Source organism: Bradyrhizobium ivorense, assembly GCF_900696085.1.
GTDB classification, from domain to species: domain Bacteria; phylum Pseudomonadota; class Alphaproteobacteria; order Rhizobiales; family Xanthobacteraceae; genus Bradyrhizobium; species Bradyrhizobium ivorense.
This window is the reverse complement of sequence record NZ_CAADFC020000004.1, coordinates 1,553,063-1,568,775: the sequence shown is the minus strand read 5'-3', so window position 1 is coordinate 1,568,775 and position 15,713 is coordinate 1,553,063. Positions and strand designations below refer to the sequence as shown.

Annotated in this window: 11 protein-coding genes; 4 read left to right on the top strand and 7 right to left on the bottom strand. The window is 65.5% G+C overall.

Features of this window, described 5'->3' with window-relative positions; translation table 11 throughout:
* Nucleotides 1–128: 128 nt before the first annotated feature.
* Nucleotides 129–1,745 (top strand): phosphoenolpyruvate carboxykinase, encoded by a 1,617-nt coding sequence (locus tag CI41S_RS08050; protein ID WP_139479667.1) that lies wholly within the window; start codon nucleotides 129–131, stop codon nucleotides 1,743–1,745.
* Nucleotides 1,746–2,123: 378 nt separating this feature from the next.
* Here CI41S_RS08050 and rocF read toward each other — a convergent pair whose 3' ends face one another.
* From rocF to CI41S_RS08035, 3 genes are all read right to left on the bottom strand, one after another.
* Entirely contained in the window at nucleotides 2,124–3,101 is a 978-nt protein-coding gene (gene rocF, locus CI41S_RS08045; protein WP_139858329.1) for an arginase, read from the bottom strand.
* Nucleotides 3,102–3,209: 108 nt separating this feature from the next.
* Nucleotides 3,210–4,028, bottom strand: coding sequence for an acyl-CoA thioesterase (locus tag CI41S_RS08040; RefSeq protein WP_139479665.1), 819 nt, complete (start codon nucleotides 4,026–4,028; stop codon nucleotides 3,210–3,212).
* A gap of 214 nt (nucleotides 4,029–4,242) precedes the next feature.
* Entirely contained in the window at nucleotides 4,243–6,789 is a 2,547-nt protein-coding gene (locus CI41S_RS08035; protein WP_430650001.1) for a glycogen/starch/alpha-glucan phosphorylase, read from the bottom strand.
* A gap of 260 nt (nucleotides 6,790–7,049) precedes the next feature.
* Here CI41S_RS08035 and CI41S_RS08030 point away from each other — a divergent pair, with 260 nt between their 5' ends.
* Together CI41S_RS08030 and CI41S_RS08025 are read left to right on the top strand one after the other, a co-directional pair.
* The gene (locus tag CI41S_RS08030) at nucleotides 7,050–7,283 is read left to right on the top strand and encodes a hypothetical protein (protein WP_139479663.1); all 234 of its coding nucleotides are present in this window, start codon (nucleotides 7,050–7,052) and stop codon (nucleotides 7,281–7,283) included.
* A gap of 587 nt (nucleotides 7,284–7,870) precedes the next feature.
* Complete coding sequence (locus CI41S_RS08025) at nucleotides 7,871–8,302, top strand: hypothetical protein (RefSeq protein ID WP_139479662.1); 432 nt, start codon at nucleotides 7,871–7,873, stop codon at nucleotides 8,300–8,302.
* A gap of 171 nt (nucleotides 8,303–8,473) precedes the next feature.
* Here CI41S_RS08025 and CI41S_RS08020 read toward each other — a convergent pair whose 3' ends face one another.
* Together CI41S_RS08020 and pyrE are read right to left on the bottom strand one after the other, a co-directional pair.
* Nucleotides 8,474–9,247 carry a DUF2865 domain-containing protein gene (locus CI41S_RS08020; protein WP_172627942.1) on the bottom strand — a complete coding sequence of 258 codons (774 nt, stop codon included), beginning with the start codon at nucleotides 9,245–9,247 and terminating at the stop codon, nucleotides 8,474–8,476.
* Between the two features lie 316 nt (nucleotides 9,248–9,563).
* On the bottom strand, nucleotides 9,564–10,127 hold the full coding sequence (pyrE, locus tag CI41S_RS08015; protein WP_029082962.1) for an orotate phosphoribosyltransferase: 564 nt from the start codon (nucleotides 10,125–10,127) through the stop codon (nucleotides 9,564–9,566).
* A gap of 202 nt (nucleotides 10,128–10,329) precedes the next feature.
* Between pyrE and CI41S_RS08010 the strand changes: the two genes are divergently transcribed.
* On the top strand, nucleotides 10,330–10,956 hold the full coding sequence (locus tag CI41S_RS08010; protein WP_139858327.1) for a glutathione S-transferase family protein: 627 nt from the start codon (nucleotides 10,330–10,332) through the stop codon (nucleotides 10,954–10,956).
* Between the two features lie 167 nt (nucleotides 10,957–11,123).
* Here CI41S_RS08010 and CI41S_RS08005 read toward each other — a convergent pair whose 3' ends face one another.
* Nucleotides 11,124–11,756, bottom strand: a complete 633-nt coding sequence (locus CI41S_RS08005) for a LysE family translocator (RefSeq protein ID WP_139858325.1) — start codon at nucleotides 11,754–11,756, stop codon at nucleotides 11,124–11,126.
* Between the two features lie 654 nt (nucleotides 11,757–12,410).
* Entirely contained in the window at nucleotides 12,411–15,458 is a 3,048-nt protein-coding gene (polA, locus tag CI41S_RS08000) for a DNA polymerase I (protein WP_139858323.1), read from the bottom strand.
* Nucleotides 15,459–15,713: the final 255 nt, after the last annotated feature.

The following is a 15,713-nucleotide window of genomic DNA, read 5'->3' as shown; positions in this document are numbered from 1 at the left end:
CCGGCGATCCCCACTATTAGGTCGCCGGACCGGAGCCGAGAGGCTATATTCCACAGACGGTCACCGCGGCGGGGCGCGTTTGGCGACATTCGCGCGAACAAGGATACGCGGGTTCGAGGAGGTTCTTCGTGCAAGAGACGGGCGTGCATAACGGTGCCTTCGGCGCCGACAAATTCGGCTTAAAAAATCTCAAGGGCGTGCATTGGAACTACGGCGCACCCCAGCTCTACGAGCATTCGTTGCGCAATGGCGAAGCGGTGCTCTCGGCCGACGGCGCGCTTTGCGCGGACACCGGTGTGTTCACCGGCCGCAGCCCGAAGGACAAGTTCACGGTTCGCGACGGCCTGACCGACAAGAACATGTGGTGGGCGGGCAATCAGTCGATCACCTCGGAGCAGTTCGCGACGCTCCATGCCGACTTCCTCAAGCACGCCGAAGGCATGACGCTGTTCGCGCAGGATCTCTACGGCGGCGCCGATCCCAAGCATCGCATCAAGACGCGCGTCTTCACCGAGCTCGCCTGGCATTCGCTGTTCATCCGCACGCTCCTGATCCGTCCCGAGACGTCGGAGCTCGCGAGCTTCGTGCCAGAGCTGACCATCATCGACCTGCCGAGCTTCCGCGCCGATCCGAAGCGTCACGGCGTGCGCTCGGAGAACGTCGTCGCGATCGATTTCGCGCGCAAGATCGTCCTGATCGGCGGCTCGCAATATGCCGGCGAGATGAAGAAGAGCGTGTTCACCACGCTGAACTATTACCTGCCCGAGAAGGGCGTGATGCCGATGCATTGCTCGGCCAATGTCGGGCCCGCCGGCGATACCGCGATCTTCTTCGGGCTATCAGGCACCGGCAAGACCACGCTGTCGGCCGATCCCAAGCGCACGCTGATCGGCGACGATGAGCACGGCTGGAGCGAGGACGGCGTCTTCAATTTCGAAGGCGGCTGCTACGCCAAGTGCATCAAGCTGTCCGGCGAAGCCGAGCCGGAAATCTACGCCGCCAGCAAGCGCTTCGGCGCGGTGCTGGAGAACGTCGTGCTCGGCGCGAACGACCGCGTGCCCGATTTCGACGACGGCTCGAAGACCGAGAACACCCGCTCGGCCTATCCGCTCGACTTCATTCCGAACGCCTCGCGCACCGGCTGCGCGCCGCATCCGAAGAACGTGGTGATGCTCGCCGCCGACGCCTTCGGCGTGATGCCGCCGATCGCCAAGCTGACGCCGGCGCAGGCGATGTATCACTTCCTGTCCGGCTACACCGCCAAGGTCGCCGGCACCGAGCGCGGCCTCGGCAACGAGCCGCAGCCGGAATTCTCCACCTGCTTCGGCTCGCCGTTCCTGCCGCGCGATCCCTCGGTCTACGGCAACATGCTGCGCGAGCTGATCGCCAAGCACGATGTCGATTGCTGGCTGGTCAACACCGGCTGGACCGGCGGCAAGTACGGCACCGGCCGCCGCATGCCGATCAAGGTGACCCGCGCGCTGCTCACCGCCGCGCTCGACGGCAGCCTGCGCAATGCGAGCTTCCGCACCGACAGGTATTTCGGCTTCGCGGTGCCGACCTCGCTGCCGGGCGTCGAGCCGCATCTGCTCGATCCGATCAAGACCTGGGCCGACAAGGCCGAGTTCGACAAGACCGCGCGTGCGCTGGTCGGCATGTTCGCCAAGAATTTCGCCAAGTTCGAAGCCCAGGTCGACGCCGAAGTCCGCGCCGCCGCGCCGGACGTCAAAGTGGCGGCCGAATAGGCCGCGTCCTGATTTGCGTGGTTGAAAAGGCGGCCCGTGTGGCCGCCTTTTTCATTCGAGAAACCAACTCTCGATCCGTCACCCTGAGAGCTTGTGAAGCTTTGTCCTCATCTACCGTTGTCATCGCCCGGCTTGACCGGGCGATCCAGTACGCCGCGGCCCCTCGCTTCTATCACCGGCGTCTCTGGAATACTGGATCACCCGGTCAAGCCGGGTGATGACCACCGAGCAAGCTGAGCAAACCATCACCGTCACCCTGAGGTGGCCGCTTCTTCAGCGGCCCTCGAAGGGTCGACGGCCCGGCTTTAAGGCCGATTCATCCTTCGAGGCTCGCCGAAGAGGCTCGCACCTCAGGATGACGGGGATAGAGCGAGCGCGCTACTCCCCCATCCCCGGCAGCACGGCGTTGCTCGGCGTCTGTCTGTCCGTAATCTGCAAGCCGAACAGGCTGCCGATCAATTCGACCGCGACGCGCGCGGTGCGGCCGCGCTCGTCGAGGAACGGGTTGAGCTCGACGATGTCGAGCGAGCGCACCAATCCAGAGTCGTGCAGCAGCTCCATGATCAGATGGGCTTCGCGATAGGTCGCGCCGCCCGGCACCGTGGTGCCGACGCCGGGCGCCACCGCCGGATCGAGGAAGTCGACGTCGAACGAGACGTGCAGCACGCCGTTCTTGGCGCGCACGCGCTCGATCACGCGGCGGGTCAGCACCGCGACGCCGAACTCGTCGATCTGCCGCATGTCGGCGATCGAGACGTTGCGCTGCCGCAGCAGCTTGCGCTCCAGCGGATCGATCGAACGCGCGCCGATCACATCGAGCTGGCTCGGCGGGATGCTGGCGCGCGGCAAGCCGCCGAGCAGGTCGTCGAGCCCGGGCTCGCCGCACAGGAACGCCGCGGACATGCCGTGCATGTTGCCGGTGATGGTGGTGGCCGGCGTGTTGTAGTCGGTGTGGGCGTCGACCCACAGCGCGAACAGCGGCCGGCCCTGCTCCTGCCAGTAGCGCGCGACGCCGTTGATCGAGCCCATCGACAGCGAGTGATCGCCGCCCATGAAGATCGGGATCGCGCCGGACTGCGCCAGCCAGTAGGCGCGCTCGGACAGCGCGCGGGTCCAGGTCTTCACCTCGTCATAGAACTTTGTGTTTGCCGGCACCGGGCCGTCGTTGACGACCGCGGGGATCGCCAGGTTGCCGTGGTCGTCGACCTGAAAACCGAGCTGCTCGAGCAGCCGCGCGATCCCGGCGGTGCGCAGTGCGTCCGGTCCCATCAGCGGGCCGGCCTGCGCCGCGCCGATCTCGATCGGAACGCCAAGCAGCGCGATCCGTGAGGATCTGTTGTTGTCGGCTTCGGACATGCGGCATTGCTCCCAAGGGTGTGGAACAGCAGCGACGCGCCAATGTTCCCTCAACCCTTGAAATAGGCAATCCGATCCTATCAGGCCATTGTGGATAGCCGGCTGCGCCTACGCCTTGAAATACGCGATCTGCGTCGTGGTCGCGAGCAGGCGGCCGGACGGCGACCACAATTCGCCGTGCTGGTCGCCATAGCTCTTGTGGAACGTCTTGGCGTCGGCGACCGCGACCAGGCGGGTGGTGTCCTCGGCCGCGAGGTCGGCCGCATCGGCATGGAAATAGGTCGTCAGCGACACCGTGCCGAACGGCACCAGCTCGTTGCGCGCGTGGAAGATGCGGCCGAAGAACGCGTCCGACATCGACATCAACGATAGCGCGTCCACCTTGCGCGGCACGCGGTCGGCCATCCAGAGCTTCGAGTACGGGCTCACCGGTTCTTTCAGCGCGGCGCCGCCGATATCCGGCCTGCCTTCGTCGAAGCGGAAGTCGTATTGGTTGGTCCAGGTCATCGCGAGCTTTGGATACGGGCGGAGTTCCTCGAACGCCTTGGCGCCGGGGAAGTCCGTCGGCTGATGCGACCATGACGGCCGCCGCTCGGCGAACACCGCGGTCGCGAGCGTCGCCACCTCGCCGCCGCCCTGCGTCATCTCGACCGACCAGTGCTGGCTCGAGCGGTTGGCCTTCACCAGCCGCACATCGAGATCGAACACGCCCTCGGCGACCGGCGCGCAATAATTCACGGTCAGCGCCAGCGGATCGCCGGCGCGCTGCGGATGCTGCATCAGCGCGCGCAAAATCGTCGCCGCGGTGCAGCCGCCGAACGGCCCGACGAACGCCCAGTAATCCGGGCTGGTCCGCCCCTGCCAGCGGCTGTCGCCGGCGGTAACGGCGGTGGCTTCATCGAAAAGGTGTGGCGTCTTGGTGAGCATCAATTCCTCGAATGAAAGTCGTGTCTCCGTCATTGCGAGCGCAGCGAAGCAATCCATGTTTCCACGCGTGAAGGTATGGATTGCTTCGCTGAGCCTGTCATCGGGCGGCGCTTCGCGCCGACCCGTTGGCTCGCATGACGCTCGACATGCAATATCGCGAGCGAGCGCCCCGAATTCAATGACGTCGGACGTAATCGATTTCCGCGTCCCGGGATTATCCCTTCGCCTCGCGCCGCGTGCCGATCAGCGGCGGCGCGCTCGGGTGCACCGGCACGTGCCAGATGTCCTCGGCATATTCGCGGATGGTGCGGTCGGAGGAGAACCAGGCCATCCGCGCGACGTTGAGGATGCTGGCGCGGGTCCAGGCCGGGATCACCTGCCAGCGCGCGTCGATGCCGCGCTGCGCCTCGTAATAGGAATCGAAATCGGCCGAGACCATGTAGTGGTCGAGATAGCGCAGCGCGTGGCCGATCGAGGCGAAGCGGGCGGGATCGCCGGGCGAGAACTCGCCGCTCTCGATGGCGCGGATCGCGCGCTCCAGCCGCGGCGATTTGCGGATGATGTCGCTCGCGTCCAGCCCCTGCTTGCGGCGGACCATGACGTCGCCGGCCTCGAGGCCGAAGATCGCGATGTTCTCCGCGCCGACGGCGTCGCGGATCTCGATATTGGCGCCGTCGAGCGTGCCGATGGTCAGCGCGCCGTTCAGCGCGAGCTTCATGTTGCCGGTGCCGGAGGCCTCCATGCCGGCGGTCGAGATCTGCTCGGAGAGATCGGCGGCTGGGATGATCACCTCGGCGAGGCTGACATTGTAGTCGGCCAGGAACGCGACCTTCAGCTTGCCGCCCAGCGAAGCATCATTGTTGACGACCTCGGCGACGTCGCTGATCAGCTTGATGATCAGCTTTGCATAGCGATAGCTCGCCGCCGCCTTGCCGGAGAAGATTTTCACCCGCGGCACCCAGTTGGCCTGCGGGTTGTCCTTCATCGCGTGGTAGAGCGCGATCGTCTCCAAAATGTTGAGCAGCTGCCGCTTGTATTCGTGGATGCGCTTGATCTGCACGTCGAACAGCGCCGACGGATCGAGCTTGACGTGGTTGCGCTCGCCGATCAGCCGGGCCAGCGCCAGCTTGTTGTGGTGCTTGACGTCGCGAAAACGCTTCTGGAATTCGAGGTCGCTGGAGTGGCTCTCGAGTCGCTCCAGCAGCGAGAAATCGTCGAGCACGGCCTCGCCGCAGGTCTCGCGCAGCAGCGCGGTGAGGCGCGGATTGGCCAGCATCAGCCAGCGGCGGAAGGTGATGCCGTTGGTCTTGTTGGTGATGCGCCCGGGATAGAGGTGGTGCAGATCGTGGAACACGGTCTCCTTCATCAGGTCGGAATGCATCGCCGAGACGCCGTTGATGCGGTGCGAGCCGACGAAGGCGAGCTGGCCCATCCGCACCCGGCGGCCGCTCTTCTCGTCGATCAGCGACACCGAGGCGCGATACTCGATGTCGCCGGGGCAGCGCTCCTCGGCGAGCGCGAGGTGCTGCACGTTGATGCGGTAGATGATCTCGAGATGGCGCGGCAGCAGCCGCTCGAACAATTCGACCGGCCAGGTCTCCAGCGCCTCCGGCAGCAGCGTGTGGTTGGTGTAGGAGAACGTCGCGACCGTGATCTTCCAGGCCTCGTCCCAGCGGTAGGAGTGCAGGTCGACCAGGATGCGCATCAGCTCGGTGACCGCAAGGCTCGGATGGGTGTCGTTGAGCTGCACCGCGGCCTTTTGCGCGAGGTTGCGCAGGCCGCCGTCGGAGGAGAGGTGGCGGTGCACCAGGTCCTGCAGCGAGGCCGAGACGAAGAAATATTCCTGGCGCAGCCGCAATTCGCGGCCCGCCGCGCTCTCGTCGTTCGGATACAGGAATTTGCAGATCGCTTCGGCGCGCGCCTGTTCGGCGCTGGCCGAGACGTAGTCGCCGGTGTTGAAGACGTCGAGCTTGAGCGGATCGGGCGCATGCGCCGACCACAGGCGGAGCGCATTGACGTGCTGGCCGCGCCAGCCGACGATCGGCGTGTCGTAGGCCATCGCCTCGATGGTTTCCGCGGGATGCCAGGTGGCGCGGTCGCGGCCGCGGTCGTTGACATGCTCGACATGGCCGCCGAAATGGACGTTGTAGACCACCTCCGGCCGCTGGAATTCCCAGGGGTTGCCGTAGGCCAGCCACTCGTCGGGATATTCCTGCTGCCAGCCCTGGTTCATGATCTGGCGGAACAGGCCGAAATCATAGCGGATGCCGTAGCCGATCGCGGGGATCGCCAGCGTCGCCATGCTCTCCATGAAGCACGCCGCAAGGCGTCCGAGGCCGCCATTGCCGAGCGCGGCATCCGGCTCGCATTTGCGCAGGTCCGACAGATCGACGCCGAGATCGCCGAGCGCCGCCTCGAACACCGGCAGCAGCCCCATATTGTTCAGCGCGTCGGTGAACAGGCGGCCGATCAGGAACTCGAGCGAGAGATAATAGACGCGCTTGGCGCCGGCATCGTAGCTCTCCTTCTCGGTGCTCAGCCAGTGGTGCACGATGCGGTCGCGCAGCGCCAGCGCCGCCGCCTTGTACCAGTCGCGCCGCGTCGCCATGCCGGCGTCCTTGCCGATCGCGAGCCTGAGCTTGGCGAGGATCGCGCTCTTGATCTCGCCCAGCGCCAGTTCATCGATCGGCTGATTTAGTAGCGGGTAGTTTGTTTGTTCCTGCAACGCGCCCAATCCCTGCCATTCAGACTTCGGGATCATGATGCGAATCGCCGCAGCATGATCCCATCCCTTCGCTGGAGCATGGAACTTTTCGGAAAACCGGTGCCCACCCTTTTCCGACCATGCCCTGGCGCAATGATACGCGCGTTGCATGGCAATCGAAACCATCCGAAATGCGGCCATGCACGGCGTTGCCGCAAATTTATGCAAAGACCGGGCCGATTTGAGCGCTTCGGAACCGTCATCGCCGGTGCTACGATCAGCGCGAGGCCGGACTTTGCGACAGCAGAGGAGGCGTGATGAGATTGTTGATCGAGATCGCAGCCGCAACCTTGCTCGTGGTCTGCATCACCGCAACCAGCGCCGCCTATGCGGCGGGTAAGACCGGCCGCAGCGCCGACGGCCTCACCTGCGGGTTCAGCGTCGCACAAAACGCCACGCCCGCCGCGCGCTGCGCCGCCATCAAGCGGCAATGCGGCGGCAAGTTCTATGCGAACGCCTGCGGCGACAAACTGCTGTCGGCCGCGAGCTGACGCACGCAAAATCGGCTGACGTCAGATCCAGCACAGGCGCCATTACGCGTGAGCGATGGGCTTGGTTCGCTCATTCCCAGATTCACCGGAAACACCGTGGTGATACGGATTTCCAGAGTTTAACGAGTTGTTTAGAGATGTGTCTGCCGGCGCGGGGCAGGCACATTTCATCTCGAAGACATTATTTCAAGCGGGCCGCTGACATCACTCAGCGGCCCTTATTGCTTTTGGGGGGCTGCTCCCACAATCGTCGCGCTTGCCGCAAAATTTCGCCGGGATGACGCGTGGGGAGAACTGCGCTACTCGACCCGTCACCCTGAGGTGGCCGCTTCTTCAGCGGCCCTCGAAGGGTCGACGGCCATCAGCCGGGCCGTTCATCCTTCGAGGCTCGCCGAAGAGGCTCGCACCTCAGGATGACGGGCTGACCAGCGACGCAACATATCCAGCGTCGTCCCGGCGCCGGGACGACGGTTTATAAACCATCCAGAACGAATTAAGAACACTTTAGCAAGCCTTTGATATATCATTGTGATTCGGCGCGTCCGCCGACACAATATCTATGGCCTCTCAGTCTCCGCGAGGACTACATGTCCACCATCGCCTTTGATCAGTTCGCACTCACCCGGATTGCCGATTTCGCGCGCTCGCTGACGCGGCTGCACCAGGCGTCGCGGCGCCAGCCGATCGATGACGATCAGCTCGATCGCGAGTTCAATGCGGTCTGCATGTCGATCTGGGGCTACACCACGGATGATTTCAGCGACGATCTGTTCTCGCTGGAGGATCACGCCTGGCTCGATTCGCTCGACGAGGCGCATGCGCGCATCTTCGCCGCCGAGCAGGGCTACGATCTGGTCGACGATCACGGCATGCTGACGGATTGGTGGGGCTATTGCTGGATGATCCTCGCCGAGAAGCGCGGCATCCTCAATCCGGAGAACCGCGCCGCCGCCCGCGCCGCGATCGAGGACAAGTACCTGGCCGCGCCGAACGTGATCGGGGTGATCGTCGGGCGCTGATCGTTGATGACACGAATGGCCGCTTCGTGGCTGTCATCGCCCGGCCTGTGCGCAATTGCGCACATGGACCGGGCGATCCGGTACACCGCGGCCTCTCGGCTCGATAACGACGGCCTCTGGAATACTGGATCACCCGCTTTCGCGGGGGATGACACCGCGTTGGCATTTGGATCAATGCACCTCGGCGCGCTTCGCAGGCTTTGCCACCGACGTCTTCGGCACCACCGAGGCCGGCGGTGACGGCGCCACGTCCCGCCTTGTTTCCGGCAGCGGCGCGTCGCCGTCGATCTCCGCGGTGACCGGGGCGACCTTCATTTCGCCGAGACGGGCGCGGATCTCGGAAGTCAGGCCCGGATAGGACGCGATCGGCGTGAAGTCGAAGGCCTGCTCGTTGCCGACGCGGATGCCGGTATAGGCGACGAGGCCGTCGGTGGTCGCGATCACATCGCCGGCGCGCAGCGAGGTGTCGAGCGCCAGATCGACCGGCGCGAGCCCTGCCGGATCGCGCCCGTTGCAGGTGCAGTCGGCGCGCAGTTCCTTGCGATAGGCATAGGCGTTTTCACTGTCGGCATAGCGTCCGCCGGTGTTGGACGAGGCGCTGTCGATGCTGCTGCCGTAATAGACCTTGGTCGCGCTGGCCGGGCAGAACGCCTGGCACATCTGCACCGGCGTGGCGTTGCCGCGCATGGTCAGCGGAAAATACTTGCCGTCGCAGGTGCGCACGCAGAACGCCGGCCCGGAGCCTGCAACGCGCGCCACCGGCGCGGCCGGCCGTTCCGGCTGCTGGGTATTGCCGAACGGATCGGCGAAGAAATTGGCCTGCGGCGGGGCCTGGCGGCTCTGCTGCTTCTGCGCGCCGCCGAAGAAGAAATCGAACAGCCCTTCGGCCGAGACGGGCGCGGGCGCGACCATGACGGAGCCCGCAAGCATTGCGGCAGCCAGCATCACGCGGCGCCGCACGCGCCGATCACTCAACTCTGTACGCAACGCCAACTCCACCCGACGCGCCACGCCGCGGCCACAGCTGCCGCAGCAGATTCACCATAGTGCGGGATGGTAAACGAGCGATTGATTGGGGGATTGCGAAGGAGAGAGGAGACGGCGGGTTCCTTCGCCTCTCCCCGCCTGCGGGGAGAGGCCGGATCGCATCGCAAGATGCGATCCGGGTGAGGGGGACTCTCCGCGAGTCTGGTGCGCGGAGAGAAGCCCCTCACCCCGACCCTCTCCCCGTGAAGGAAGGGGAGAGGGGGAGGAGAGACCGTCAGCCCTTCAAAAACTCGCCCGCCTTGTACAGCGCGCGGAACGGCAGCCCGGCCTCCGCAAACGTCTCGGTGGCGCCTTCCTCGCGGTCAACCATGGTGAACACCAGCGCGATCTCGCCGCCGGCCTCGCGCACCGCTTCCACCGCCTTCAGCGCCGAGCCGCCGGTGGTGGTGACGTCCTCGACGATCACGATGCGCTTGCCTGCGAGCGTCTCGCCCTTGGCGAGCCCTTCCACTGCGAGCCGCGCGCCGTGCTCCTTCGGCTTCTTGCGCACGAAGAACGCCGCGATCGGGTGACCCTTCAGCCAGGAGAGCTGCGCGATCGCGCCGGCCAGCGGCACCGCGCCCATCTCGAGGCCGCCGACGAAATCGAGCTTGTCGTCCTTCAGCGCCTCGTAGGTCAGTTCGGCGAGCAGCGCGGCGCCCTCGGGATCGAGCATGGTCGGCTTCAGGTTGAAATAGAAGTCGCTCTTGCGGCCCGACGCCAACGTGATCTCGCCGCGGCCGAACGAGCGCTTGCGGATGATCTCGGCGAGGCGGGCACGGGAGGCTGATTTGGACAAGGCTTGTTCCCTTGAAAGCTTGCTCGGCGGTTCGAAACGGGCGGCAATCTATCGATGGTGGCGGGGACATTCCAGCGCGGAAATTGGCCCGTCAACAGCGCCCATGCCGCGATTTCCGAAGGGCGCGCTTGCGATCCGCGCGGGTTGTGCCACCAGCGGCTTCCCCGTAAGCAAGCGGCAAATATCTGGAAGGGAAGCGGAAATGACCATCGAGCTGCACACCTGGAACACGCCCAATGGCCGCAAGATCTCGGTGGCGCTGGAGGAGATGGGGCTGCCCTACAAGGTGATCCCGGTGAACATCAGTAAGGGCGAGCAGATGGCGCCCGCTTTCCTCGCCATCAGCCCGAACAACAAGATCCCGGCGATCGTCGATTCCGACGGGCCGGGCGGCAAGCCGGTCAGCATCTTCGAATCCGGCGCGATCCTGCTCTATCTCGGCGAGAAGACCGGCAAGTTCCTGCCGAAGCCGCTGGCCGAGCGGATCCCGGTCTACGAGTGGCTGATGTGGCAGATGGGCGGTTTCGGCCCGATGCCGGGCCAGGTGCATCATTTCATCGCGCTGGAGAACGAGCAGGACCGCGCCTACGGCCTGAAGCGCTACATGGCCGAGACGCGCCGGCTCTATGGCGTGCTGGACCGCCGGCTGGACGGACGCGAGTTCGTCGCGGGCGACCTCTCGGTCGCCGATTTCGCCATCCTCGGCTGGGCCTGGCGCCATCCGCGCCACAAGGTGGACCTCGCCGACTTCCCCAACGTCAAGCGCTGGTACGACACGCTGATGGCGCGGCCAGGCACCAAACGCGGAATGGAGGCGAAGCTGGATTGATGGCTCTTCCCTTCTCCCCTTGTGGGAGAAGGTGGCGCGGACGTAGTCCGCGACGGATGAGGGGTTGCCTCCGCTTGCGAGGCTTTGCCGTGTGGAAAGATACCCCTCACCCGGCTTCGATGCTCCGCATCGAAGCCACCCTCTCCCACAAGGGGAGAGGGTGCTCACTAGGCCCGCCTTGCCTCGAGCGCCATCTTCACCGCCAGTCCCGCCAGCACCGTGCCCATCAGCCAGCGCTGCACCAGGAGCCAGCTCGGGCGGGTGCCGAGGAACACCGCGATCGAACCCGCGGCGAGCGCGATCATCGCGTTGACGCTGACGCTGATCGCGATCTGGATCGAGCCGAGCGCGAGCGACTGCGTCAGCACGCTGCCGGCGGGATCGATGAACTGCGGCAGCAGCGCGAGATAGAGCATCGCGATCTTCGGGTTGAGCAGATTGGTGACGAGGCCCATCGCGAACAGTTTGCGCGGGCCGTCGACCTGCAGCGTCTTGACCTGGAACGGCGAGCGGCCGCCGGGCTTGAGCGCCTGCCACGCCAGCCACAGCAGATAGGCCGCGCCGGCAAAGCGCAGCGCGTCATAGGCGTAGGGGATCGCAAACAGCAGCGCGGTGATGCCGAACGCCGCGCACAGCAGATAGAACACGAAGCCGAGCGCGACGCCGCCGAGCGAGACGATGCCGGCCGCCGGTCCCTGCGTGATCGAGCGCGAGATCAGATAGATCATGTTCGGCCCCGGCGTCAGCACCATGCCGAGCGACACGAGGGCAAAGCCGAGCAAAGCGGATGTATGGGGCATGACGGGTCTCGCGAGGGGATGCACGCAGTTCTAGCGTGCGAGCCGGCGCGCGGCCATGTTTGAATTGTTCTCGGAGCAATGTAGCGGTGATGGGCGGTGCGAGAGCTTCGGCTGACACGGCAAGTAAGGTGAGCACACTGTCAGGCTCCCTCTCCCCTTGCGGGAGAGGGTGGGGAGAGGGGTAGCCCCGGGCGAGATGATGAATGGACGCGCGGCTCGTGCAATATCGAACCGCGCGTCATCGAAGCTCACGTTGAGAGAGCACGTCGTGTGGCACCCCTCTCCCCAACCCTCCCCCGCAAGGGGGGAGGGAGCCCGTCTGCTGGTGCTCACCTTACTTGGGAGAGGTGACTCCTAATGCGCCTCGTCCCAATTGTTTGCCGCGCGGGCGTCGACCTGCAGCGGCTGATCGCACACGGCAAGTAAGGTTAGCACATCGGTCAGGCTCCCTCTCCCCTTGCGGGAGAGGGTGGGGAGAGGGGTGGCCCCGGGTGAGATGATGAATGGACACGCGGCTCGTGCAATAGCGAACCGCGTGTCACCGAAGCTCACGTTGAGAGGGCACGTCGTGTGGTACCCCTCTCCCCAACCCTCCCCCGCAAGGGGGGAGGGAGCCCGTCTGCTGGTGCTCACCTTACTTGGGAGAGGTGACTTCTAATGCGCCTCGTCCCAATTGTTCGCGGCCCGGGCGTCGACCTGCAGCGGCAGCGATAGCAGCACGGCCGGGAACGGCGCGTCCTGCATCACCTTCTGCACCACGGGCAGCGTCGCCGCGACCTCGTCGTCGGGCACCTCGAAGATCAACTCGTCGTGCACCTGCAGCAGCATCTGCGCCGACAGCTTCTTTGCGCTGAGCGCGTCCTCGACGCGGATCATGGCGCGGCGGATGATGTCGGCGGCGGTGCCCTGCAGGCGGGCGTTGATCGAGGCGCGTTCGTTGAAGGCGCGCACCGAGGCGTTGGAGGCCTTGATGTCGGGGTAGTACATTTTTCGGCCGAACAGCGTGGTGACGTAGCCGTTCCTGCGGCAGGAATCCTTGGTCTCGTCCATGTAGGCGCGAATGCCCGGGAAGCGCTCAAAGTATTTCTTGATGTAGGCCGAGGCTTCCTCGCGCGCGATGCCGAGCTGGTTGGCGAGGCCGAACGCCGAGATGCCGTAGATGATGCCGAAGTTGATCGCTTTCGCCCGGCGGCGCACCTCGCTCGGCATGTCCTTGATCGGCACGCCGAACATTTCGGATGCCGTCATCGCGTGAATGTCGAGCCCGTCGCGGAACGCCTGGCGCAGCACCGGCACGTCGGCGATTTCGGCGAGCAGCCGCAGCTCGATCTGCGAATAGTCCGCCGACACCAGCTTGTGGCCGGGTGTCGCGATGAAGGCGCGGCGGATTTTTCGGCCGTCCTCGGTACGTACCGGAATGTTCTGCAAGTTCGGCTCGTTCGACGACAGCCGCCCCGTCGTCGTCGCGGCGAGCGCGTAGGTGGTGTGGACGCGGTGGGTCTGCGGATTGACGTAGGTCGGCAGCGCGTCGGTGTAGGTCGATTTCAGCTTCGAGACCTGGCGCCACTCCAAAATCTTCTTCGGGAATTCGTGGCCCTGCTCGGCGAGCTCGTCGAGCACCTGCGCGGTGGTCGACCACGCGCCGGTCTTGGTCTTGCTGCCGCCGGGCAATCCCATCTTGCCGAAGATGATGTCGCCGATCTGCTTCGGGCTGCCGACATTGACCGGCTCGCCGGCGATCTCCTGGATCTCGGCCTCGACCCGCGCCGCGGTCTGGGCGAAATCGCCCGACAGCCGCGACAGCACCTGGCGGTCGATCGAGATGCCGCGCCGCTCCATCCGCGCCAGCACCGCGACCAGCGGCCGCTCCAGGGTCTCGTAGACCGTCAGCATCCGCTCCGCAGTCAGGCGCGGCTTCAGCACGCGCCATAGCCGGAGGATCACGTCGGCGCTTTCGGCGGCGTATTCGGTGGCCTTGTCGATCGTGACCTGATCGAAGGTCAGCTTGCCCTTGCCGCTGCCGACGAGGCCGCCGTAGTTGACGACGGCATGGCCGAACCATCGCTCGGCCAGCGCCTCCAGCGCATGCGAGCCGCGGCCGGCGTCGAGCGCGTAGGACATCAACTGGGCGTCGTCATAGTTGGCGAGCGTGATGCCGTGCTGCGCCAGCAGCACCGCGGTGAACTTGGTGTTGAAGCCGACCTTCTGGATGCCCGCCGCCTCCAGCAGCGGTTTCAGCGCGGCGAGCGCGTCGGTGGCCTTGATCTGTCCGGGCGCGAGGCCAGCGTCGAACAGCCCGGCGCCGCCGCCGGGCTGCTTGTGTCCGAGCGGCACGTAGCAGGCGTCGTTCGGCGCGACCGCCAGCGCCAGCCCGGACAATTCGGCCTGCATCGGGTCGATCGATTCCGACATCGCCTCGATCGCGACATAGCCGGTGTCGCGCACGCGGCCGATGAACGCCTTGAGCTGATCGATACTCGCAATCGCCTGGTAGGCCTTGCGATCGAAGCCGGCCTTCTTGATGGCCTCGCCGCGGATCTCCGCCAATGCGGCCGGCGTGCCCTTGAGGCTGGAGTTCTTGTCGTCGCGCGCGCCGGTCGGCTTGGCGCGCTCCTTCGGCGCAGGCGCGGGCGCAGCAGCGGTCGGTGCGTCGCCCGGCGCGGGCGTCACGTCGGACGGCGGCAGCGGCGAGAACACGCTGGCGCCGCTCTTGTTGCCGGGATCGGCGTCGACATTGGCGGGGTCGATCTGCGAATATTCGGCGACGCGGCGGGTGAGGGTGGAAAACTCCATCGCCTTGAGGAAGGCGATCAGCCGGCGCGGATCCGGCTCGTGCACCGCGAGGTCGTCGAGCGGCACTTCGAGGTCGACCTTGTCGTCGAGCAGCACGAGCTGGCGCGAGATGCGCGCTTTCTCGGCGTTCTCCAGCAGCGCCTCGCGCCGCTTCGGCTGCTTGATCTCGGTGGCGCGGAACAAGAGCTGATCGAGATCGCCGTATTCGATGATGAGCTGTGCCGCGGTCTTGACGCCGATGCCGGGGACGCCGGGCACGTTGTCGGTGGAGTCGCCGGCCAGCGCCTGGACCTCGACCACCTTCTCCGGCGGCACGCCGAACTTTTCGATCACCTCGTCGCGGCCGATGCGGCGGTCCTTCATGGTGTCGAACATCACCACCTTGTCGGTGACAAGCTGCATCAGATCCTTGTCGGAGGAGACGATGGTCGTGGTGGCGCCGCGCTCGCTCGCCTGCCGCGCATAGGTTGCGATCAGATCGTCGGCCTCGAAGCCGATCTGCTCGAGGCAGGGCAGGTCGAAGGCGCGCACCGCTTCGCGGATCAGCGCGAATTGCGGGATCAGATCGTCGGGCGCCGGCGGCCGGTGCGCCTTGTAGTCGGGATAGAGCTTGTTGCGGAACGTGATCTCCGACTTGTCGAACACGATCGCGAGGTGGGTCGGCTTGTTGTCATCAGGCATCTCGCGCAGCAGCTTCCACAGCATGTTGCAGAAGCCGAGCACGGCATTGACCTGCAGCCCGTCGGACTTGCGGTTCAGCGGCGGCAGCGCGTGATAGGCGCGGAAGATGTAGGAGGAGCCATCGACCAGGAAGACATGGTCGTCCTTCGCCGTCGCCTTGGCGGCAACGGGTTTTGGCGCGGTCTTCGGAGCTGGCTTGGCGGGGTCTTTGGAGGCTGTCTTCGGCATGGCGGAAACTTAGGGATTTTTGCGCGAATTGACAGCCTTGATGCTGTGGATTCCGGGCGCGCCGCACAACCAAATTCGGTGAATTTGGACCCGTCATCCCCGCGCAAAGGCTTCGCCTTTGTCGCTGGAGGTGCGAGCCTTGCGGCGCAATTGCGCCGCTGGGCGAGCCTCGAAGGATGAATCGGCCCGGCTGGTGGCCGTGCATCCTTCGAGGCTCGCCGAAGAGGCGAGCGCCTCAGGATGACGGTGTTGGTT

Excerpts from the sequence above, each read along its gene's own strand:
- CI41S_RS08040 (WP_139479665.1), bottom strand. The coding sequence starts at position 4,028 with ATGCTCACCAAGACGCCACACCTTTTCGATGAAGCCACCGCCGTTACC.
- CI41S_RS08010 (WP_139858327.1), top strand. The coding sequence starts at position 10,330 with ATGACCATCGAGCTGCACACCTGGAACACGCCCAATGGCCGCAAGATC.
- CI41S_RS08035 (WP_430650001.1), bottom strand. The coding sequence starts at position 6,789 with ATGATCCCGAAGTCTGAATGGCAGGGATTGGGCGCGTTGCAGGAACAA.
- CI41S_RS08030 (WP_139479663.1), top strand. The coding sequence starts at position 7,050 with ATGAGATTGTTGATCGAGATCGCAGCCGCAACCTTGCTCGTGGTCTGC.
- rocF (WP_139858329.1), bottom strand. The coding sequence starts at position 3,101 with ATGTCCGAAGCCGACAACAACAGATCCTCACGGATCGCGCTGCTTGGC.
- CI41S_RS08025 (WP_139479662.1), top strand. The coding sequence starts at position 7,871 with ATGTCCACCATCGCCTTTGATCAGTTCGCACTCACCCGGATTGCCGAT.
- CI41S_RS08005 (WP_139858325.1), bottom strand. The coding sequence starts at position 11,756 with ATGCCCCATACATCCGCTTTGCTCGGCTTTGCCCTCGTGTCGCTCGGC.
- polA (WP_139858323.1), bottom strand. The coding sequence starts at position 15,458 with ATGCCGAAGACAGCCTCCAAAGACCCCGCCAAGCCAGCTCCGAAGACC.
- CI41S_RS08020 (WP_172627942.1), bottom strand. The coding sequence starts at position 9,247 with ATGCTGGCTGCCGCAATGCTTGCGGGCTCCGTCATGGTCGCGCCCGCG.